This is a genomic window from Yoonia sp. JB2-21, assembly GCF_055693545.1.
In genome coordinates this window covers 18,865-38,025 of the sequence record NZ_JBVFUC010000004.1, presented here as the reverse complement: position 1 = coordinate 38,025, position 19,161 = coordinate 18,865, and the positions used below count along the sequence as shown (strand labels likewise).

Genomic DNA, 19,161 nt, shown 5'->3' with positions numbered 1-19,161 from the left:
GTCCTCTCCTCTACAGCAGAAGTGTCACGATATTTGGCCACACCAGCAAGACCGTCAGCGCCAAAAGCTGCACACCGATGAACGGCAGGAAGCCTTTGAAGATGTCGGTCAGGGAAATATGCGGCGGGGCCACCGATTTCAGATAAAAGGCCGCAGGACCAAAGGGCGGCGACAAGAAACTGACCTGCATATTCATGCAGAACAGAACGCCAAACCAAATCGAGATATGCTGCGGCTCCAACTGTCCGATGAAGCCTAATTCCTCAATCGGCAGGCGTTTTACGATTGGCAGGAACACTGGAATGATCAGCAAAACAATCCCGACCCAATCCATGAAAGCGCCCATGAACAGCAGGATCAACATCATCGTCAGAAGCACCACCATCGTTGGCATTTCAGACCCTACAATAAGGTTGGCAATGTAATTTGGTCCACCGGCCAGCGTATAGGCCCCGGCCAAAGCAGCCGCCCCGATGGTCACCCAGATAATCGTACCGGTTGACTTCAAGGTGCGCATCATCGCGTCCCACAACAGGCCAACACTGGCTTCGCCCCGGAACACGGCAATCATAAAGACGGCAAAGGCACCCATGCCCGCAGCCTCTGTAATACCAGTGATCCCGCCATAGATAGAGCCAAGAACAACGCCGATCACCAACAGGGGCGGCACAAGTCCCTTGCCGTGGTGCCATCCTTGCATCGTGCGACTGCGCCCAAAAACACCAAACGCCAGCACCAGACCAACACCACAGGCTATTGCAAGCGGCATCAGGTGGGATGTCATGCCAAGCGAAATGGGATCTTCGCCCGCGTCCATAATATTCTGGCCGGTGACCGTAAAAAACAGTGCGCGCGCCAGCAAGACCGCCGCCCCACCCGCCAGCAACAACGACAGGAAACCGCCAAACATGCCGCGTTTTTCCGATGCTGTTGGATCGCCCGGTTGCGGCTCTGGCAGCGGGGCATCTTCGGGGCGCAACTGCGTACGGATGACGATGTAGGCGATAATCATCATCGCCAGCATGAACCCAGGCACAAAGGCCCCCGTAAACAGCGCCTTGATCGACGTTTCCGTGATCAGCCCATAGATGATCAGAACAATCGAGGGCGGGATCATCGTTCCCAACGACCCAGACGCACAGATCGTCCCAATGGCAAGGTTCTGATTGTACCCCAGCCGAAGCATCTGGGGCAAAGCGATCAGGCCCAGCAACACGACCTCACCCCCAATGATGCCCGACATTGCGGCCATGATCACCGCCATCAGGGACGTCACAATCGCGATCCCGCCACGGGTCCGTGACAGCCAGAAATTCAGCGAGTTATACATCTCTTTGGCAATGCCCGACCGTTCCAGAAGGGCCGCCATAAAGATGAACAACGGCACCGATATCAGCACATATTGCGTCATCAAATCGAATATCTTCTGCGTCAGAAGATAAAGCGGGCCGGTTCCCGGCCTGCCGGTCAGCATGCCCTCACCAAAGGTCCAAGGCGCCAACAGCACCTCGGGCTCAAACTTCAGCACCATCACAACAAGCGCCAGAACGGCAGAGGCAAACCCCAAAGGCATCCCGATGGCCAACAGCACGATCAGCCCAAGGACAACGATGATGGAAATGGTCCCGATATCCATTACTTGCCCTCCACGCTGCGGCGGATGGCCTCGATCTCATCTTCGTCAACGATGAATGTCTCGGGCTCGAGGTTCCAATCTGCAATCAGGTTGGCCACAGCCTGAAGCGCGATCAGACACATGATAATCAGGATCATGGGTTGGATAGTGGCTGGGATCGGCGGGTCAAAGGCCGTGCCAAACATTTCCCAGCGATAGAGCTTGTTGATAAACACCTGCGTGTAGCTGCCATAGACAACACCCGCCGCAAACAGAACGATAAAGAACGTCGACAGGACATCAAACAGCTTGCGCACAGGACGCGGCACGACATCATACAAAAGCGAAATGCGGATGTGGCAGCGTTGCTGCATGGCATAAAGGCCCGAGCACAAGAAGACGAAGCCAGCGATCCATAGGGTCAACTCATTGGCCCATTTCGTGGGGGCCTCCACCACGTAGCGCATGAACACTTCGTAAAGCATCACGCTGGTCATCACGACAATCATGATCATTGTGACCCGACCGATGAACAATGCAAATCCGTCCCAGCGACGCCAGTGCTCGAACTCCATCGGGGCGACAACAATGGACCGTGCGCCAAGAACCGCAAAGATGGGCATCAGAACAAGGGCAGCATAGTCAACGACATTGGCAAAGCCGCCGAACAGGCCCGGCATATCCTGCAAGACCTCTTTGCGGGTGTGCAATTCAGAAACCTGCGTGAACAGGCTCGCGTTTTCAGGTGGTATCCAGTCCAGAATGAACGCGGGAATATGCCAGACCAGCCATCCCGCACAAATCAGAAACGCAAACGGCCAAATCCATTCGGCCGGTCCTCCTGTTTGCTTTTCTGTCATGGCTGTCCCCCGAAAGTCATTTGGTGTTTTGGCGCGGATCATTTGGGGGTTCTCCTCGGGCCCCCAAACGCCTCACAAAAAAGGAGCGGCACCGAAATGCCGCCCCCGCGTTTATTGGCCAAAAGGCATTATTCCATCGCACCGATGCTGCGCAGGAAACTCAGGTGAGCGTTCAGCAGGTTCTGGCTTTCTGGCGTCGTTGCAAACTCAACCCATGCATCCTGCACAGCCTGACGGTAGGTGCCCATGTCTTCTTCGGACCACTGGTACATGTTCAGACCTTGCACGGCCAAGGTGACCGAGTTCTCGGCGTTCTTGACTTCGTTGATGGTGGTGTTCTTGAGCGCAAGCGCCTGCATCGCAATCTTCAGGATCGCCTGATGATGTGCGGGCATCGCATCCCAGACCCCCTTGTTGCAGGCCAGGTGGTCCGCAGGCATTGAGTGGAAGCCGGGATAGTTGGTGTGCTCGGCGATATCATAAAGACCCAGACCGATGTTGTTGGTCAGGTTGGCCGCATCGGCCCCGTCGATGATGCCCGTTTCAAGCGCTGTGAAGATTTCGTTGAAGTCCATGACGATCGGAGATGCGCCAAGGTTTTCAAAGATCAGCGTGATCACACCGGGAGGTGAACGAAACTTCCACCCTTCCAGATCGGCAACACCGGAAATCGGGCGCGTCGAAGACAGCGATTCAGGACCAGGGATCCACCAGCCGACAAATTCCATATCGTAACTGTTGTAGAGCTCGTTCAGCGCATCATACCCGCCGCCATGCAGCAACCATGCGTACTGTTGATAAGGGTTCGCATAGCCACCGGTCAGATCGCCGGTAAACTGAAACGCTGGGTTCTTGCCGGTCTGGTAAGCACCACCGGTCATGTCACAGTCCAGGATCCCCGTTGCAGCCGCATCAAAAGTTTCAGCAGAGGCAACCACCGAGGATGCATAGAACATCTCGATCTGGATTTCACCGTTGGACATCGCAGTGACGTCTTCGATGAATTCGCCCGCCATCTGGCCAGACAGCGTTTCCTGGCTAAAGTGTGTCTGAATCCGCAGGTTTGTGGTCTGCGCGTGCGCAGCCGACGCGGCGATAGACATCGCAGCAGCAGACCCTGCTAGGGTCAATTTCTTAAGAATGGACATTCGTTCCTCCCATAGTCCGTAGTGACATGCCTTGGCGGCTTTTTATTTTTGGTATGACCAAACTAGTCAGCTTCGCACCATGTGGCAACGAAAATTTAGGCGCAGAAATCCCTCATGAAAGGCATATTTTTGAACAACTTAGGACGGCAGCATCCGATGGCCCCAAAGTTGATTTTTGTGTCGCGCCTGTTTTTGGGACGGTTTATGGTAGGACAAGACAGACTCACTCTCTTCGCATTGGAAAGCCCGACATGACTAAGATGACCAAAGACAAACTGCGCTCGCGGGACTGGTTTGCACGCGAAGGCGATCCTGAGATGACGGCGCTCTACCTCGAACGCTACCTCAATTACGGGCTGACCCGCGAAGAGCTGCAAGACGGCAAACCCATCATTGCAATCGCCCAGACCGGGAGCGATCTTTCACCTTGCAACAGGCATCATCTGGAACTGACTAAACGGGTACGTGACGGGATTATCGCCGCGGGCGGCACACCTATCGAAGTGCCTGTGCATCCGATTCAGGAAACCGGCAAGCGTCCGACAGCCAACCTTGACCGGAACCTTGCCTACCTGTCGTTGGTGGAAACCTTGCAGGGCTATCCACTTGACGGCGTTGTGCTCAACATCGGCTGCGACAAGACCACGCCTGCCCTTCTGATGGCGGCCGCAACCGTCAATATCCCGGCCATTGCCTTGTCCGTGGGTCCGATGCTGAACGGCTATTGGGACGGGGAACGCGCCGGATCCGGTACGGTCATCTGGAAGGCCCGCGAACTGATGGCCAAAGGCGATATCACCGGCGATGAATTCATGGAAATCGCAGCGTCCAGCGCACCCTCTGTGGGCTATTGCAACACGATGGGCACGGCCACGACGATGAATTCATTGGCCGAGGCCTTGGGCATGCAATTGCCCGGCAGCGCCGCGATCCCCGCTCCGTACCGCGAACGCGCGCAAATCAGCTATGAAACGGGCAAACGCATCGTCGATATGGTGTGGGAGGACATGCGCCCGTCCGACATCATGACGCGTGCTGCCTTTGAAAACGCGATTGTCATCAATTCTGCCATCGGCGGATCAACCAATGCGCCCATTCACCTCAATGCGATTGCGGCCCATCTTGGCGTGCCACTGGACAATGATGACTGGCAAAATCTGGGCTACAAAGTGCCGCTACTGGTGAACCTGCAACCCGCCGGCAAATATCTTGGCGAGGACTATCACCGCGCTGGCGGGGTGCCTGCGGTGGTGGCGGAACTGATCGCTGGTGGCCTTTTGCCCAACCCCGATGCCATGACTGTCAACGGGCACAGCATGGGCGACAATTGCACCGGTAAGGCGGCGACCAACACGGACGTCATTCGCAAGCTGGACAATGCGCTGGTCACGGACGCGGGTTTCCTGAACCTTAAGGGCAACCTCTTTGACAGTGCGATCATGAAAACCAGCGTGATCTCGGAAGAATTCCGCGCGCGCTACCTTTCAAACGCTGATGATCCTGACGCCTTTGAAGGGCGCGCGGTGGTGTTTGACGGACCAGAGGACTTCCACCACCGGATCGACGATCCCACCGAAAACATCGACGAAAACTGCATCCTGTTCATGCGCGGTGCCGGGCCCAAAGGATATCCTGGCGGGGCAGAGGTCGTGAACATGCGCGCGCCGTCCTATCTGTTAAAAAAGGGCATCACCGCCCTGCCCTGCATCGGTGACGGGCGGCAATCGGGCACGTCCGGTTCACCATCAATCCTGAATGCCTCACCCGAGGCCGCTGCGGGCGGTGGTCTGGCACTCTTGCAAAACGGTGACCGGGTGCGGATTGATCTGGGCAAATGCACGGCCGACATTCTGGTGTCGATGGAAGAACTCGCAGAGCGGGCCCGCGCCCTTGTCGCCGCTGGCGGCTACCAGATGCCTGAAAGCCAGACACCCTGGCAGCAGTATTTCCGCGAACTTGCTGGCGGTCTCGATACCGGCATGACACTGCGCGACGCGCCGAGCTATCAGGATACAGCCCGCAAGAATATCCCCCGGGACAGCCACTGATGAAACGGCTTTTGGTCGTATCAAACGCCACAGCGCATATGCGGACGCGGCTTGAAGCCAGTTTCGATTTGACCTTCCTGGCGGATGTGGACCCGCAGACCTGGCTGGATGAACACGGGGCTGAGGTGACATACCTGCTGACCGACGGCCCGACAGGTGTTGCACCGGATGTGATGGCGCGTCTGCCCAATCTGCGCGTGATCAGCAATCTTGGCGTTGGCTATGACGGCGTTGACACGGCAGAGGCCACGCGCCGGGGCATTCCCGTCACCCACACACCCGGTGTGCTGAACCAAGAGGTCGCAACAACTGCGGTGATGCTCTATCTGAGCGTCTGGCGGAACTTTGAGGCCGAGATGGCGCATGCGCGCTCTGGCCGCTGGGCCACAGAAGGAAACCTACCACTGCCGCGCACAGCCGATGAACGTAAAGTCGGGATTCTGGGATTGGGCCGGATCGGCAAGGCGATTGCCGCAAAGCTGGCGCCCTGGCGCCCTGAAATCCTCTATTATGGGCGCGGCAAACAGGATGTGCCCTATCGCTACTTTGCTGATCTGACGGCGATGGCTGCGGCGTGTGACACGCTGATCAACATCGCACCGGGGGTGCGGCAACCCACCATCTGATTGACCGCCGCGTGATGGACGCCATCGGACCAGACGGCAACCTGATCAACGTCGGTCGCGGATCAACCGTGGATGAGGCGGCGTTGGTCGCAGCTTTGCAGGCCGGCACTTTGGGCGGCGCTGGATTGGATGTATTCGAAAACGAACCGCACATACCGGATGCTCTGCGTCGGATGCCGCATGTCACGCTGCTGCCGCATGTCGCAAGCGCCAGTGTTGAGACGCGGCAGGCGATGGGCGACCTGGCTGTCGACAACCTGATCGCTTTCAAGGATGGCAAACCCTTGCTGTCCCCCGTCCCCGAAAGCGCAGACCTGCTTTAGCGGCCCATCCAGCCACCATCGACCACCAGAATTTCACCGTTGACATAGTCCGAGGCGTCAGAGGCCAGAAACACTGCCGGGCCTGCGAAATCCTGCGGCGTACCCCAACGACCCTGGGGAATGCGCTCCAGGATGGATTTTGACCGCGCCGGGTCATCTTGCAATGCTTGGGTATTGTCTGTCGCGATGTAGCCGGGGGCGATAGCATTCACATTGACACCATGCGGCGCCCATTCGTTCGACAGCGCTTTTGTCAGCTGCCCGATCCCCCCTTTCGAGGCCGCATAACCGGGAACCGTGATACCCCCCTGAAACGTCAGCAGTGACGCGGTAAAGATGATTTTGCCCGCACCCCTTGCCACCATCCCGCGCCCGATTTCACGCGACAGGATGAATTGGGATGACAGGTTCACGTCGATCACCTCGTCCCACAGGGCATCATCATGATCAGCCGCCGGTTTGCGTTTGATGGTGCCCGCATTGTTGACAAGGATATCAGGCGCATGACCGTCGCGTTCCAGTTGGGCGGCGAAATCACGCACGGCCTGACGGTCCGAAAAATCGCACTGATAGGCCGCGAATTTGCGCCCCTTGGCAGTCACCGCCGCTTCCACCGCACTGCCAGCCGTCTCAAGGCTTGCGCTGACGCCGATGATATCAGCACCCGCATCCGCCAGCGCCTCGGCCATGCCGCGCCCGATACCGCGCTTGCAACCGGTCACCAGCGCAGTCTTACCCGTCAAATCAAAAAGGGTCATGCGACGTCTCCCACCTTGATCAGGCTTTTCAGGGCCGTCGGGCTGCTGTCGAGGCTTTCGAATGCCACCTGAATATCAGAAAGCGGACTGACATCAGTGATGACCGTATCCGCATCAATGCCGCCTGCGGCAACAAGAGCAATGGCCTTGTCATAATCTACCGGCTCATAGACCCGCGCGCCCAGCAATTTCAATTCGCGCCAGAAGAATTGGAACAGATCGATCTGGGGTTTCTGGGCGTGGATGGCGACCATCACAATACGCCCGCGGGTTGCGGCACAGGCCGTCATCGCGTCAACACCTGGCTGCGTCCCAGAAACCTCGAACACCACATCAGCACCCTTACCGCCCGTACGGCTATGGACTGCCTCTTTCAGATCAACCTCTTTCGGGTTCATCGTGTCAAAGCCCAGCTTTTCGGCAATGGACAGACGGGCCGGGTTCACCTCGGACACGACGACATTGCCGCCAGCCTCGCGCGCGACCATAGCGCACAAGATCCCGATAGGGCCGCCACCGATGACCAGCACGTCTTCGCCCGATTTGAGGGCAGCCATGCGCACATCGTGACAGGCCACTGCCACCGGTTCGATCAGCGCAGCATGATCCAGCCGCATATCATCGGGGAGCGTGTGCACGGTGTGCGCGGGCACGGTCCAGACCTCTTGCATGGCGCCGTCAGTATCAAGACCCAGAAACTTGAGTTTGTGGCAAACGTGCCGATGGCCTGCATGGCAGGCAGGGCAATCGCCGCAATGATCCAGCGGGCGCACAACAACCTTTTGGCCGATCTTGACGCTGTCAACGCCAGTGCCCACAGCAGACACCACGCCCGACATCTCATGTCCGACAATCCGGTTTAGACCAACGCGCGCATCCATATTGCCGTGATAGACATGCATATCGGTGCCACAAATGCCGCAAAAAGCCGTGCGGATGGATACTTCGCCGGGACCTGCGGCTTGCGCCGTCGTCTCTTCAACAAAAAACGAGCGATCACCGCGATAAAACGCGGCCTGAATAGTATCTGTCATATCGGTTCCTCAGGTTGCGCCCATCGACGCATGGGCGGCGTTAAGTTTGTCCCAATCGAAGGTCACACCAATGCCTGCGTCATTTGGTGCGACGGCAAGGTGATCCTCGACCTGCAAAGGACGGGTTGTATATTGATCAATCGGAAAGCTGTGAACCTCAAGCCAACCCGCATGGGTTTGAGCGGACACCAAACTGACGTGCAACTCCTGCATCCCGTGACTGCACACAGGAATGCCTGCCAGCTGCGCCTGTTCTGCCACCTGTAAGAACCCTGTGATCCCACCGCAGTTCGAGGCATCGGGCTGGATATAGCTGAGGCGCGCATCGCGGAAGGCGAACCCGAATTCATAGATCGTATGCAGGTTTTCGCCCATCGCAAGCGGCACGCCGGTGGCCGCCACGATGGCACCGTACCCCAAGTAATCATCAGGATTGATAGGTTCCTCAAACCATAGCACATCCTGATCCTTGAACGCCTTGGCCGCCTCGATCGCCTGCGGAACAGTCATGGAGTAATTCGCATCAACCATAAAGGCACGGTCGGGGCCCAGCACATCGCGAATTTTGGCAGCCCGCGCGATGTCATCAGACAAATCAGGTTGACCCACTTTGATCTTAACACCGTTATAGCCCGCTTCCAGATAGCCCTCTGTCTGGCGAACCAGTTTATCAAGCGAGAAATTGAGATCGATGCCGCCGCAATATGCCTTGCACCGATCAGACGCGCCGCCTGCCATCTTCCACAAGGGCGCGCCCGCAGCTTTGCAGCGGATATCCCACAGCGCGATATCGATAGCCGAGATTGCAAAGGACGCAATACCCCCGCGGGCGACATAGTGCACATGCCAGCCCATCGCGTCGTAAAGCGCATCAATGTCATCGGCGTCCTTACCAACAAGAAAGGGGGTCAGATCATGCACAATCATGGCTGCTATAGCCCGCCCACCCTTACCGCCGGTATAGGTATAACCGGTCCCGACATTGCCATCAGCGGTGTAAACAGTCGCCGTGATCAATTCGAAATGCGTGTGGTCGCCGTGCTTGGCATCTGTTAGCACTTCCGCAAGGGGCACGTTAAAAAGCTTTACGTCAATTTTGTCGATTTGGGCCATGCTTGTCATACTCACGGGCGCTGAAAATGTCAGTTTGGTATGACAAAAATCTTTCGATGCGTCCAGAAGAAGATTGATGATTGTAATTTTTCTGCTTTCTGGCACATTTGGTTATACGAAAACCGCGATAGTCTGACGTGTGGCACAAAAGGAAAACGATGGGTGCATCGGTGAAAGATCAAAAAGTCCGGGCCGCCGACGAACTTGTCGCGAGATTTGAAAAACAAATCCTCGATGGCGAACTTAAGGCCGGTGATCCACTGCCGCCTGAACGGGAAATCGTACAGGGCCATGGCGTCAGCCGCACGGTTGTCCGCGAGGCCGTGCGCATGCTGGCCGGCAAAGGTTTGATCAAAGCGCAGCCCGGTTTCCGACCCATCGTGGCAGAACCGGGATATGACGCTGCCGTGGATGTACTGGGCAGCATCGTCACCCAGCTCTTGGGCCAACCAAAAGGGGTACGCAACCTTTTTGACATCCGTATCCGGATGGAAGCATCTCTTGTCCGCGACGCCGCGAAACTTGCATCCTCTGCCGATATCAAAACCATGGAAGAGGCTTTGGAAGCGAACAAAAACGCGATCGAGGATTCGATGCTCTTTTATGAAACCGATGTTAACTTCCACAGCATTCTTTATGAAATCCCGGGCAACCCCGCCCTGCCATCGATACACCGCGCCTATACCCAATGGCTGTCCAAACACTGGCGCGTCATGCCACGCAGCCCGCAGCGCAACCAGACCAACTACGAAGCGCATAAGGCGATCTTTGACGCCATCCTGCGCCGTGATCCTGACAAGGCGGAAACAGCGATCCGGGACCATCTGGAATTTGCCTGGCGTCAGGTCAGCAGCACCTTTGACGATCTTTGACGATGGCGCGCAACATCAAGGTTGGCTGTTTGGGCGAGGTGATGCTGGAACTTGTGGCCAGCGATGGCGCAGACGCGCAACTGGGTGTGGCCGGCGACACCTACAACACTGCGCTCTATATGGCCCGTCGTCTGCCGCGCGGGGCGGTTGATTATGTGACAGGTTTGGGTCGTGATGGCTTCTCTGATCGGATCAGATCACATATGACGGCCCACCACATCGGGGCCACACGTGTCTTTACACATCCCACGCGCAACCCCGGTCTTTACGCCATCGAAACCGACGAAACAGGCGAGCGCAGCTTTACCTATTGGCGCAGTATGGCCGCCGCACGCTGCCTGGGCGACGACGATATGCCACCCATTGCTGATCTGCTCGATGGGCTGACCCATGTCTACTATTCGGGTATCTCACTGGCGATCCTGTCGCCTCAAAATCGGGAACGTCTGCGCGACGCGCTCGCCGCGTTCCGCAAATCCGGCGGCGTCGTCGCTTTTGACAGCAACTATCGCCCACACCTTTGGAACGATCCCTCCCTCGCCAGACAAGAGACGATGCGCGCTTGGCAAACCTGCGACATTGGTATGCCCTCTATTGATGACGAGATGGCCCTTTTTGGTGACACCACCGAGGCACAGGTGCTGGCGCGGTTCAATGGATACGGTATCCCGCAAGGCGCGCTCAAACGCGGCGCACTGGGACCGGTCGGGCTGGATGGGACCTGCGCTGACGTGCCTGACGCGCAAGTCGATGTGGTCGATACGACCGCAGCGGGTGACAGCTTCAACGCGGCCTATCTGGCTGCACTGTTGCAGGGCAAGGATAATGCCACAGCGATGACCGCAGGCCACGCACTTGCGGCACGGGTCATCGGGCACAAGGGCGCCATCATGCAAGAGGAGACAGGATCATGAAATGCGGTGTGATCGGATTAGGCGACATGGGCTCTGGCCTCGCGAAAAATCTGATGAAGGCGGGGTTCGAAACTCACGGGATAGATCTGGACCCCGCGCGGCGTGCGGCCTTTGCGGATATGGGCGGGATCGCCGCGAAGGACGTCGCGTCGATAGGCACGGCGTGTGACGCTGTCTTTGTGATGGTGATGAACGGCGATCAGGCCCGTGCGGTCATGCTTGCCGACGACGGTCTGGTCCCACAGATGAAGCCGGGCAGCGCAATCATTCTGTCCGCCACGATCAAACCCAATGAGGCCCGCGCAATTGGTGCCGATATGGCTGAAAGTTCAGTGCATCTCATCGACACACCTGTCTCGGGCGGCTTTCCGGGCGCGCAAAACGGTACGCTGACGATGATGGCCGCCGCCGCGGATGCCGTTCTCGACCAGTATGCACCTGTGATGGAGGCCGTATCGGCCAACATCCACCGGGTCGGCACCCGTCCCGGCGATGGGCAAACCGTCAAGGCCTGCCTGCAATCGCTGATTGGCGCTCAATTCTCGGCCACGTTCGAGGCGGCGGCACTGGCTGCCAAGGCGGGCGTGTCAGGACAGGTGATTTTGGACGTCTTCTCGACCTCTTCAGCGGGGTGTGGCGTCGTGAACAACGCGTTGGAAAAGATCATCGACCGGCAGTTCGAAGGTACTGGCAGCAGCATTCACACCATGCACAAGGATCTGACCATTGCGATGGGTCTAGGCGAAGAGCTGGGCGTGCCGCTACATACTGCTGCCGCCGCCATGCAGATTTTCCATGCCGGCCGCACGAAATATCCTGACGGCGACAACTGGGTCTGCACCCGCGTCATCGAAGAGATCGTGGGCGCAGAGCTGCACCGGAAGGGCGCAAAATGATACTGGGCATGACTAATCCAGGGGCTTGGGTCAATACTTGCTCGGGGCGTTTTGGATAGACCATGGACAAGCCAAAGATCGCGGTTTTCGGGGCGGGTCTGATCGGCCAACGGCATATCGAGCAGGCCACTGCACACGCCACACTTGCCGCGATCGTGGATCCGTCCAGCGCAGCGGCCAACCTCGCCGCTGATCTGAAGGTACCGCACTACAAGGACCCTGCCCGCTATCTGGAGCATCAGCGACCCGATGGTGTGGTCATCGCGACACCCAACCACCTGCACGCCGATCACGCTTGCGCATCCATTGCCGCAGGCGTCCCTGTTCTGATCGAAAAACCATTGGCGGACACCGCAGCAAACGCTGACCGGATCGTGACAAAGGCCCGTGCTGCCAACATCCCCGTTCTTGTCGGCCATCACCGCCGCCACAACCCGATCGTGGCCCGCGCCAAGGCCGAAATCGAAGCAGGAACATTGGGTGATATCGTCGCCGTGCAGGGCCAGTTCTGGCTTTACAAGCCGGATGACTACTTTGATGCCGCATGGCGCAAAGGGCCCGGTGCGGGACCGGTCATGATCAACCTTATCCATGACATCGACCTGATGCGTCACTTCTGCGGCGACGTAACCGAAATTCTGGCGATGCGGTCCAACGCGCAACGGAGCCAACCCGTCGAAGACACGGCCGTGATGATGCTCCGCTTTGCCAGCGGGGCGCTTGGCACCTTTTCGCTATCCGACACGATCGCAGCACCCTGGAGCTGGGAAATGACATCCGGCGAGAACCCAATCTATCCACATCGGCCCGGGCATTGCTATGCCATCGGTGGGACAAAAGCGTCATTGTCCATCCCCGATTTGCAGCTTTGGACCCACGATGGCCCGCGCAGCTGGTGGAACGCCATCAACGCCAGAACCCTGCCCGTGACCCACGCCGACGCCTTTGCACAACAGTTCACCCATTTCATTGACGTCATTGGCGGTGCGCAACCTCTTGTCAGCGCCGAAGAAGGCCGCGCGAGCCTGATGTCGACGCTGAAAATATGCGATGCACTGCTCCCCGACATCGGAGACACCTGATGAAGATTACCAAGGTCGAAAGCCATATTCTGCAGTATGATCTTCCAGAGGAGCTTGGCTACTCGCAGCAGTTCTATGCCCAACGCACCGCTCATCTGGTCGAGGTGTCAACGGACGAAGGGGTGACCGGCTGGGGCGAATGTTTCGGCCCCGGCGCGATTGCCATCGCCAACAAGGGCATCGTTGAAGGGGTGATCGCCCCGATGATCCTTGGCATGAACCCGATGGATCGCGACGTGATCTGGCACAAGGTTTACAACCTGATGCGCGATCACGGCCAGAAGGGGATGCCGATGCAATCGCTGTCCGGTGTGGATATCGCGCTGTGGGACATTGCAGGCAAAGTCACAAACCAACCGATCCACGTTCTGCTGGGTGGCGCACACAGGACGTCTGTTCCCGTCTATGGCTATGGCATGATGCTCAAACGCGAAAGCGTCGATGACCACATAGCGCGCTTTACGGATGAAGCGGCGGCAATCCTTGATGCGGGCTTTGTTGCAACCAAGATGAAAACGGGGCTGGGGCCAGAGGCTGATGTGAAACTTTGCGCTGCGGTCGCAAAGGGCGTCGAAGGCAAAGGACGGTTCATGGTCGATGCCAACCATTGCTACACAACCTCGGACGCCTTTTTTGTGGGCCGCGCCCTGGACGAAATGGGGGCCTATTGGTTCGAAGAACCGGTTGCACCGGAAGACCTTGATGGCTACCGCGAACTGCGGGCGGGGTTACAAACCAATATATCGGGTGGAGAGGCCGAATTCGGGCGCTGGGGATGGCGTAACATCCTAGAGAACCGCGGCCTTGATATCGCTCAGCCAGAGGTCTGTGCACTTGGTGGCATCACCGAATATCAGCGCGTGCTGGCCCTGTGCCATGCCCATTTCACGCCCGTGATCAATCACGTCTGGGGATCTGCCATTGCCGTGGCCGCAAACCTGCACCTGCTCGCGGCAATGCCCCCCTGCCCGGCGGCCTGCATCCCCGGGAGCCGATGCTGGAATTCGACACCACGCACAATAGCTTCCGCGACGACCTGTTGACGGCATCCTTGGAAATCCAAGGCCAGGTGGCCCGCAACGACGGACGTGTGGCGATACCGCAAGGCCCCGGCCTTAGTGTCACACCCGACCCGGAGGTATTGGCGCGCTTTAAGCTGACATAGTGGATTGGGCCGCCCCGGGGGTTGGCTTACAACACCCGTTTGTTTTGCGCCGACAACGGGCTCTATAGGCCATCCAAAATGACGTGCGTGTCTGGCATTTTTGTCAGGGTCCGTGCCAGTCGCATATCCCACCTTGGTCCTGTTGAGCGGGCCACCGCATAGGCCTCGCGCAACTCATCCGGTCGGTCCTCGGCCAGAGCGGCGATCAAGAACGCCGCCTGCGCGCGATCCTTGCTGGATTTGAGTGCGTTCGGCCCACCCTGCCGCCTGTCTGCGACAATCAGCTTGTGGATCGCATAACGCTCTGGCTGCGGGATCTGCACCAATACGCCGCTGCGATATGGGACCGCCGCCTTGATCGGGTCTTGGATCAGGTAATTCAGGTGATGCAACGAATGCGCATCAACCCCAAGGGCTGCCAAGGGCTTTACAGTCTCGTCAGCCTCAAAGGATGGGGTCAGGAATTCGACCATCAACTCGTTGCGGGTCTGCTTCCAGCGCCAGACATGTTCGGGGCGCAGGCTTGGCACCGGATCAAAGGCGAAATCCCGAAACACATCTTGCAAGCGGGGTGAAACAGTATCTTCAAGCGCCAGCGAAAGCCGTTCAAAACTGGCGATATCCATGTCGCGGGTCTGCGCGGTATCATCAAAGCGATAGCGCAAGCCAAGTTCACCCTCGTATAGTCGAAACGCATGCGTGCCGACAATTGTACCGCCCAACCGAAACACCCCTGCCCTTGCCATCGCCGACATCAGGCTACCGGTCGCCGCATCAATGCGCATGAATCCCTCTGCACGCAAAATGCGGATCAATCGGGTGCGGTTGGCCTGACGCTCCTCTGCCTGCGCGCGCAGCTCTGTCAGTTGCGCCAGCCGCGCGGCCAACTCAGGCGTGTCTTCACCAATATATGTCTTGCGCACATCAGTGCCGATGCGAAAGCTGTCATACCAATAGGTTTTACCGCCACGGGTGACCTTTGTGGGCGTGCCGCGCACCTCCATCACCGCCTCGTCCTTCAAAGACCCCAGTAGATCGTGATAGGCCGCATGTGCGGTTGTGGTATGGCGTTGCTGCATGGATATGTTCAACAGTTTATATTTTTGTTGAACATAGTGACGTGTTCAACAAAAAGCAAATCTGTTGAACACGCGCACCCTGCCCTCTTTATCTGGTCGAAATCGTGATACGGCGACGCGGGCCCAATGTGGCCTCAACAGCCTCTGCGACAATCCCCAGCAGATGGGTTTGCACGTAATGTGCGACGAACTGATTGTCGGCATTCAGGGCAAGCACTTCCCCATCATCTGATCCAAACTGCAAAAGTGCGATCCAGTTGCGGTAATGTTCGGGATGAAGGTCTTTCATACGCTGACAAGCAGCGCGCCATGTCTGCGGATCCTTCACAGGGCTCAGCGACGGCGCGTCAGCAACCGGCGGCCTTTGTCCAAAATCAACGGCAACGATTTTAGCATCTTTCACCGGATTGGTCTCAGTCATGCGTTCGTGAAAGTCCGGGCCGACATTTTGCCAATAGGGCGCTGAAATGCGGTAAACCTCTGGATAGTTCAGACGGTAGGCCCCTACCCTGCCCCGCACGCCCTGCCGCTTACAAATGACCAGCCGTTTCTCAAGCCAATATTTGATCTCGCGCTTCACGGTGCGTTCGGTGACATTCCACATCTTTGCCAGATCGCGTTGGCCGACGCAAAACTCATCCAGTCGCCAATTGTAGCGGGCCGTGATCAGCAAGATCAGACGAGAGACAGAAATCTGGTGACGGGCATCAAGATGCAAGCCTGAGACGGACAATGCCGTCAATAAATCATATTTCAGAGAGCTGGCTTTGACGCCAACCAACCGTTTCGCATCCATGATGACATCTCACTGTCTTGCCTCAAGCGCCGGCTGTTGTCGCCGATTCTGCTTATGGTCCAGCAAGACACGAATTCCCGTTTTCTGTCAACAAGCGACCAAAAACGAGAAAACGCGGCAAATTCTATCTAAATATATGAAATAAGGTTATATGGTTAAGGGGGACATCGACTGTGTCACCATATTAAGCGTCTCATGTCACCCTATCCAGTAAATCACGAAACTCATGTCACCAAATATAGTGAAAAACCGCGCAAATCGGACCTTATACTCATAACAATCCGCAAAAACGGGAAATTTGAAATTTGCGTTTTGCAGTTTTTCTCAATTCCCGTTATTCACGAGTTGAGGACAAAAAACAAGAGCACCCCATGAGAACACATTCCGATCTGCAAGCGATGAATGAACGCAGCCTCACACAACAGGCCGCTGTGCGCCGCGCGACATTCTCGCCCGGCGAAGTGAAAACCCTCCGCCCCTTCTCGATCTGGGAGATCAGCCAGTTTATGTTCGATGTGCCAGCTGATACGTTGCGCAAGAAGCTTGCGGATGATCCCTCCCTGCCCCAAGGCGAAACCGAAGATGACGGTCGCCAGCGCTGGTTCAGCCTGGATGAAATCAATGAGCTGCGCAGGCGCATCAAGTTTCGTGGTAAATCCCTGCTGCCCAGACGGCCCAAGGGACGCGCCGTGCGTGTCGCCGTCAGCAATTTCAAAGGTGGCGTCGGTAAAACGGTTGTGGCCCAGCATCTGGCGAATGCCGCCGCCCTTGATGGCTACCGCGTGCTGTGCATTGACTTTGATCCGCAGGCGACGCTGACCCATTCAATGGGCATTGTTGAGGTGAAGGAATGGAACACAGTCTGGGGGATCATGTGCCGCGATCTGTGCCGCGAGGCCGACCGGATCACAGACAGTTATGATGATCCTGACGATTGCCCCTACCCGTCTTCCAGCGAATTACCGGAAGATGTGCAATCCATCGGGACACAGCGGTTTCAGGATTTCATCCAGCCCACCTGTTGGCCGACAATCGACATCATCCCGTCCTGCGCCAACGCGGCCTTTGTCGAATTTGCCAGCGCGCAGTATCGCAGCCTGCACAAAGCCTGGAGCTTCTTTGGCTGCGTGGCGCGTTACTTGGATGAACTGCCCGATGATCAATATGACCTGATCATCTTTGATTGCCCGCCCGCGATTGGCTACCAGTCGCTGAATGCTGCCTTTGCCTCAGACATTCTTTATATCCCATCCGGTCCCGGCTATTGGGAATACGACAGCACCACCAGCTATCTGGGGCAGCTTGGGGATGCGATGGCGGATATCTCTGAGGGGTTTGGGGGTCTGGCCGAAGATGCCGGGCTGACACTGCCAAAAAAATTCATGGATGTGCGTTTGCTGATGACACGGTTTGAGGCGAACAATCCGCTGCATAACGCAATGATGGAAGCGTTTCGCAATGTCTTTGGTGCAGACGTCTGCCTGAACCCGATCGAGATGACGCGCGCTGTTGAACAATCGGGGCGCTTTCAGATGAGCGTTTATGAACAGGACTATCGCCAGATGACCCGCGAGACCTGGAAGCGCGCGCGGCAAAGCTTCGACCGGGCCTATAACGAATTCAAAACAACTGTGTTGAAGTCTTGGGAGCAGGAAAGCGCGAAAGCGGAGGCAGCGGAATGACATCGAAGAACAAATTCGGATTTGGGCCATTGGATACGCCCGCAACGCCCAAACCACGCGAACGCAATGTGGGCCCAATGGGGGCTGCGGTGCGGGATGCGGCAGAAAGTCTGCAGGAAACAACAGAAGCGAAGGTGGAACAGAGGCGTCAGAACGCCAGTGACGCCAAGGCCTATCGTGCGGCGCAGGAAGAGGGTCGCGTGTTGTCTTCGGTGCCATTGGCCGATGTGCAGACCACAGACCTGCCACGTGACCGGCTGGACCTAGAGGGCGTTGCGGCATCGACCGAGATGGAGGAACTCAAAGCCTCGATCAGAGAACGCGGCCAGAAAGAACCGGTGGAGCTTTACCGCGATGCGGCCGGGCAATTGCAACTGAAAAAAGGCTGGCGGCGGTTTACGGCGCTGTCCCAGCTTTTTGCCGAAACCGGTGATGACAGCTTTGCCACGATCATTGCGCGCATCGAGGTGGGCGAGGGCGACAGGTTGGCGCGTTACATCGACATGGTCGAGGAAAACGTCGTGCGCGAAGACCTCAGCTTTGCCGAGATGGCGCAGGTGGCGATTTTGGCCGCTCAGGATGAGGGCACCGAGGAAGTTGATCCCGACGCGATGGTGCCGCGACTTTACGGTGCGCTACATAAGGTGAAACGATCCTACATCCGGAGTTTTGTTTTTTTGCTGAGCGTGCTTGGCGATGATCTGAAATGGCCAAAGGCGGTGTCGCGCAACCTTGGTGTTGATGTGGCGCGGGCATTAAAATCGGTGGAGAGTGCAAAGGCGTTGTGTGCCGCCTTGCGTGGCTGCGCCACGGAAGAAGAGCAGGCGGCGGTGTTGGCGAAGTTTCTTGACGCCAAGCCGGAAGAACCCGCAGCACCCAAGCCGGTTGAGCGCAAGGAAAAGCGCGAATTTCATGTGGGTGACATGAAGGTGACGGCGCGCAAAGGCGAATGCCGTATCGTGGGCGAGGATGATTTTGCCGGGTTGCCTAAGGCCCAGTTGGAATATGCCGTACAGGCGTTTCAGCGCGCCCTGCGCGAGAAAGAGCCACGGGTCACGACGCTTTGACGGGCAGGGGGGTTACCCATGGGTAACCTCGGCCGATGAAACACCAAAGGGGGTTACCCATGGGTAACCCCCTTTGCTATTCA

Annotated in this window: 19 protein-coding genes; 11 read left to right on the top strand and 8 right to left on the bottom strand. The window is 57.4% G+C overall.

Going from position 1 to position 19,161, the window contains the following annotated elements; genetic code table 11:
• Nucleotides 1-10: 10 nt before the first annotated feature.
• From ACZ1G5_RS19040 to ACZ1G5_RS19030, 3 genes are all read right to left on the bottom strand, one after another.
• Nucleotides 11-1,636 (bottom strand): TRAP transporter large permease, encoded by a 1,626-nt coding sequence (locus ACZ1G5_RS19040; protein WP_472734472.1) that lies wholly within the window; start codon nucleotides 1,634-1,636, stop codon nucleotides 11-13.
• Nucleotides 1,636-2,517 carry a TRAP transporter small permease subunit gene (locus tag ACZ1G5_RS19035; protein WP_472734471.1) on the bottom strand — a complete coding sequence of 294 codons (882 nt, stop codon included), beginning with the start codon at nucleotides 2,515-2,517 and terminating at the stop codon, nucleotides 1,636-1,638. The genes ACZ1G5_RS19040 and ACZ1G5_RS19035 overlap by 1 nt, the downstream gene beginning before the upstream one ends.
• Nucleotides 2,518-2,603: 86 nt before the next feature.
• The gene (locus ACZ1G5_RS19030; RefSeq protein ID WP_472734470.1) at nucleotides 2,604-3,623 is read right to left on the bottom strand and encodes a TRAP transporter substrate-binding protein; all 1,020 of its coding nucleotides are present in this window, start codon (nucleotides 3,621-3,623) and stop codon (nucleotides 2,604-2,606) included.
• Between the two features lie 251 nt (nucleotides 3,624-3,874).
• Between ACZ1G5_RS19030 and ACZ1G5_RS19025 the strand changes: the two genes are divergently transcribed.
• The 3 genes from ACZ1G5_RS19025 to ACZ1G5_RS19015 are packed head-to-tail and all read left to right on the top strand — an operon-like array spanning nucleotide 3,875 to nucleotide 6,620.
• Nucleotides 3,875-5,671 carry an IlvD/Edd family dehydratase gene (locus ACZ1G5_RS19025; protein ID WP_472734469.1) on the top strand — a complete coding sequence of 599 codons (1,797 nt, stop codon included), beginning with the start codon at nucleotides 3,875-3,877 and terminating at the stop codon, nucleotides 5,669-5,671.
• A complete protein-coding gene (locus ACZ1G5_RS19020; RefSeq protein WP_472734468.1) occupies nucleotides 5,671-6,297 on the top strand; it encodes an NAD(P)-dependent oxidoreductase in 627 nt (208 codons plus the stop codon). Before ACZ1G5_RS19025 ends, ACZ1G5_RS19020 begins: the two co-directional genes overlap by 1 nt.
• A 14-nt stretch (nucleotides 6,298-6,311) precedes the next feature.
• Nucleotides 6,312-6,620: an NAD(P)-dependent oxidoreductase gene (locus tag ACZ1G5_RS19015; RefSeq protein ID WP_472734496.1), complete on the top strand. Its 309-nt coding sequence runs from the start codon at nucleotides 6,312-6,314 to the stop codon at nucleotides 6,618-6,620.
• Here ACZ1G5_RS19015 and ACZ1G5_RS19010 read toward each other — a convergent pair.
• The 3 genes from ACZ1G5_RS19010 to ACZ1G5_RS19000 are packed head-to-tail and all read right to left on the bottom strand — an operon-like array spanning nucleotide 6,617 to nucleotide 9,534.
• Nucleotides 6,617-7,378, bottom strand: a complete 762-nt coding sequence (locus ACZ1G5_RS19010; RefSeq protein ID WP_472734467.1) for an SDR family oxidoreductase — start codon at nucleotides 7,376-7,378, stop codon at nucleotides 6,617-6,619. The genes ACZ1G5_RS19015 and ACZ1G5_RS19010 overlap by 4 nt on opposite strands.
• Entirely contained in the window at nucleotides 7,375-8,412 is a 1,038-nt protein-coding gene (locus ACZ1G5_RS19005) for a zinc-dependent alcohol dehydrogenase (protein ID WP_472734466.1), read from the bottom strand. The genes ACZ1G5_RS19010 and ACZ1G5_RS19005 overlap by 4 nt, the downstream gene beginning before the upstream one ends.
• A gap of 9 nt (nucleotides 8,413-8,421) precedes the next feature.
• Entirely contained in the window at nucleotides 8,422-9,534 is a 1,113-nt protein-coding gene (locus tag ACZ1G5_RS19000) for a mandelate racemase/muconate lactonizing enzyme family protein (protein WP_472734495.1), read from the bottom strand.
• A gap of 161 nt (nucleotides 9,535-9,695) precedes the next feature.
• On the opposite strand from ACZ1G5_RS19000, the gene ACZ1G5_RS18995 reads away from it, so the two are divergent.
• The 6 genes from ACZ1G5_RS18995 to ACZ1G5_RS18970 all read left to right on the top strand — a co-directional run bounded on the left by ACZ1G5_RS18995 (nucleotide 9,696) and on the right by ACZ1G5_RS18970 (nucleotide 14,454).
• The gene (locus ACZ1G5_RS18995) at nucleotides 9,696-10,397 is read left to right on the top strand and encodes a FadR/GntR family transcriptional regulator (RefSeq protein WP_472734465.1); all 702 of its coding nucleotides are present in this window, start codon (nucleotides 9,696-9,698) and stop codon (nucleotides 10,395-10,397) included.
• Between the two features lie 2 nt (nucleotides 10,398-10,399).
• Nucleotides 10,400-11,311 carry a sugar kinase gene (locus ACZ1G5_RS18990; protein ID WP_472734464.1) on the top strand — a complete coding sequence of 304 codons (912 nt, stop codon included), beginning with the start codon at nucleotides 10,400-10,402 and terminating at the stop codon, nucleotides 11,309-11,311.
• Nucleotides 11,308-12,207: an NAD(P)-dependent oxidoreductase gene (locus ACZ1G5_RS18985; protein WP_472734463.1), complete on the top strand. Its 900-nt coding sequence runs from the start codon at nucleotides 11,308-11,310 to the stop codon at nucleotides 12,205-12,207. The genes ACZ1G5_RS18990 and ACZ1G5_RS18985 overlap by 4 nt, the downstream gene beginning before the upstream one ends.
• A 62-nt stretch (nucleotides 12,208-12,269) precedes the next feature.
• On the top strand, nucleotides 12,270-13,289 hold the full coding sequence (locus ACZ1G5_RS18980; RefSeq protein WP_472734462.1) for a Gfo/Idh/MocA family protein: 1,020 nt from the start codon (nucleotides 12,270-12,272) through the stop codon (nucleotides 13,287-13,289).
• On the top strand, nucleotides 13,289-14,332 hold the full coding sequence (locus tag ACZ1G5_RS18975) for a mandelate racemase/muconate lactonizing enzyme family protein (RefSeq protein WP_472734461.1): 1,044 nt from the start codon (nucleotides 13,289-13,291) through the stop codon (nucleotides 14,330-14,332). The genes ACZ1G5_RS18980 and ACZ1G5_RS18975 overlap by 1 nt, the downstream gene beginning before the upstream one ends.
• A complete protein-coding gene (locus ACZ1G5_RS18970) occupies nucleotides 14,329-14,454 on the top strand; it encodes a hypothetical protein (protein WP_472734460.1) in 126 nt (41 codons plus the stop codon). Before ACZ1G5_RS18975 ends, ACZ1G5_RS18970 begins: the two co-directional genes overlap by 4 nt.
• Before the next feature lie 62 nt (nucleotides 14,455-14,516).
• Here ACZ1G5_RS18970 and ACZ1G5_RS18965 read toward each other — a convergent pair whose 3' ends face one another.
• Nucleotides 14,517-15,533 carry a nucleotidyltransferase family protein gene (locus tag ACZ1G5_RS18965; protein ID WP_472734459.1) on the bottom strand — a complete coding sequence of 339 codons (1,017 nt, stop codon included), beginning with the start codon at nucleotides 15,531-15,533 and terminating at the stop codon, nucleotides 14,517-14,519.
• 88 nt (nucleotides 15,534-15,621) lie between these two features.
• Nucleotides 15,622-16,329, bottom strand: a complete 708-nt coding sequence (locus ACZ1G5_RS18960; RefSeq protein WP_472734458.1) for a DnaA N-terminal domain-containing protein — start codon at nucleotides 16,327-16,329, stop codon at nucleotides 15,622-15,624.
• Between the two features lie 371 nt (nucleotides 16,330-16,700).
• Here ACZ1G5_RS18960 and ACZ1G5_RS18955 point away from each other — a divergent pair, with 371 nt between their 5' ends.
• Both ACZ1G5_RS18955 and ACZ1G5_RS18950 read left to right on the top strand, forming a co-directional pair.
• Entirely contained in the window at nucleotides 16,701-18,011 is a 1,311-nt protein-coding gene (locus ACZ1G5_RS18955) for an AAA family ATPase (RefSeq protein WP_472734457.1), read from the top strand.
• Nucleotides 18,008-19,078 (top strand): ParB/RepB/Spo0J family partition protein, encoded by a 1,071-nt coding sequence (locus ACZ1G5_RS18950; RefSeq protein ID WP_472734456.1) that lies wholly within the window; start codon nucleotides 18,008-18,010, stop codon nucleotides 19,076-19,078. Before ACZ1G5_RS18955 ends, ACZ1G5_RS18950 begins: the two co-directional genes overlap by 4 nt.
• The last annotated feature ends 83 nt before the right edge of the window (nucleotides 19,079-19,161 follow it).

Excerpts from the sequence above, each read along its gene's own strand:
- ACZ1G5_RS19040 (WP_472734472.1), bottom strand. The coding sequence starts at position 1,636 with ATGGATATCGGGACCATTTCCATCATCGTTGTCCTTGGGCTGATCGTG.
- ACZ1G5_RS19035 (WP_472734471.1), bottom strand. The coding sequence starts at position 2,517 with ATGATCCGCGCCAAAACACCAAATGACTTTCGGGGGACAGCCATGACA.
- ACZ1G5_RS19030 (WP_472734470.1), bottom strand. The coding sequence starts at position 3,623 with ATGTCCATTCTTAAGAAATTGACCCTAGCAGGGTCTGCTGCTGCGATG.
- ACZ1G5_RS19025 (WP_472734469.1), top strand. The coding sequence starts at position 3,875 with ATGACTAAGATGACCAAAGACAAACTGCGCTCGCGGGACTGGTTTGCA.
- ACZ1G5_RS19020 (WP_472734468.1), top strand. The coding sequence starts at position 5,671 with ATGAAACGGCTTTTGGTCGTATCAAACGCCACAGCGCATATGCGGACG.
- ACZ1G5_RS19015 (WP_472734496.1), top strand. The coding sequence starts at position 6,312 with ATGGACGCCATCGGACCAGACGGCAACCTGATCAACGTCGGTCGCGGA.
- ACZ1G5_RS19010 (WP_472734467.1), bottom strand. The coding sequence starts at position 7,378 with ATGACCCTTTTTGATTTGACGGGTAAGACTGCGCTGGTGACCGGTTGC.
- ACZ1G5_RS19005 (WP_472734466.1), bottom strand. The coding sequence starts at position 8,412 with ATGACAGATACTATTCAGGCCGCGTTTTATCGCGGTGATCGCTCGTTT.
- ACZ1G5_RS19000 (WP_472734495.1), bottom strand. The coding sequence starts at position 9,534 with ATGACAAGCATGGCCCAAATCGACAAAATTGACGTAAAGCTTTTTAAC.
- ACZ1G5_RS18990 (WP_472734464.1), top strand. The coding sequence starts at position 10,400 with ATGGCGCGCAACATCAAGGTTGGCTGTTTGGGCGAGGTGATGCTGGAA.
- ACZ1G5_RS18985 (WP_472734463.1), top strand. The coding sequence starts at position 11,308 with ATGAAATGCGGTGTGATCGGATTAGGCGACATGGGCTCTGGCCTCGCG.
- ACZ1G5_RS18980 (WP_472734462.1), top strand. The coding sequence starts at position 12,270 with ATGGACAAGCCAAAGATCGCGGTTTTCGGGGCGGGTCTGATCGGCCAA.
- ACZ1G5_RS18975 (WP_472734461.1), top strand. The coding sequence starts at position 13,289 with ATGAAGATTACCAAGGTCGAAAGCCATATTCTGCAGTATGATCTTCCA.
- ACZ1G5_RS18965 (WP_472734459.1), bottom strand. The coding sequence starts at position 15,533 with ATGCAGCAACGCCATACCACAACCGCACATGCGGCCTATCACGATCTA.
- ACZ1G5_RS18960 (WP_472734458.1), bottom strand. The coding sequence starts at position 16,329 with ATGGATGCGAAACGGTTGGTTGGCGTCAAAGCCAGCTCTCTGAAATAT.
- ACZ1G5_RS18955 (WP_472734457.1), top strand. The coding sequence starts at position 16,701 with ATGAGAACACATTCCGATCTGCAAGCGATGAATGAACGCAGCCTCACA.
- ACZ1G5_RS18950 (WP_472734456.1), top strand. The coding sequence starts at position 18,008 with ATGACATCGAAGAACAAATTCGGATTTGGGCCATTGGATACGCCCGCA.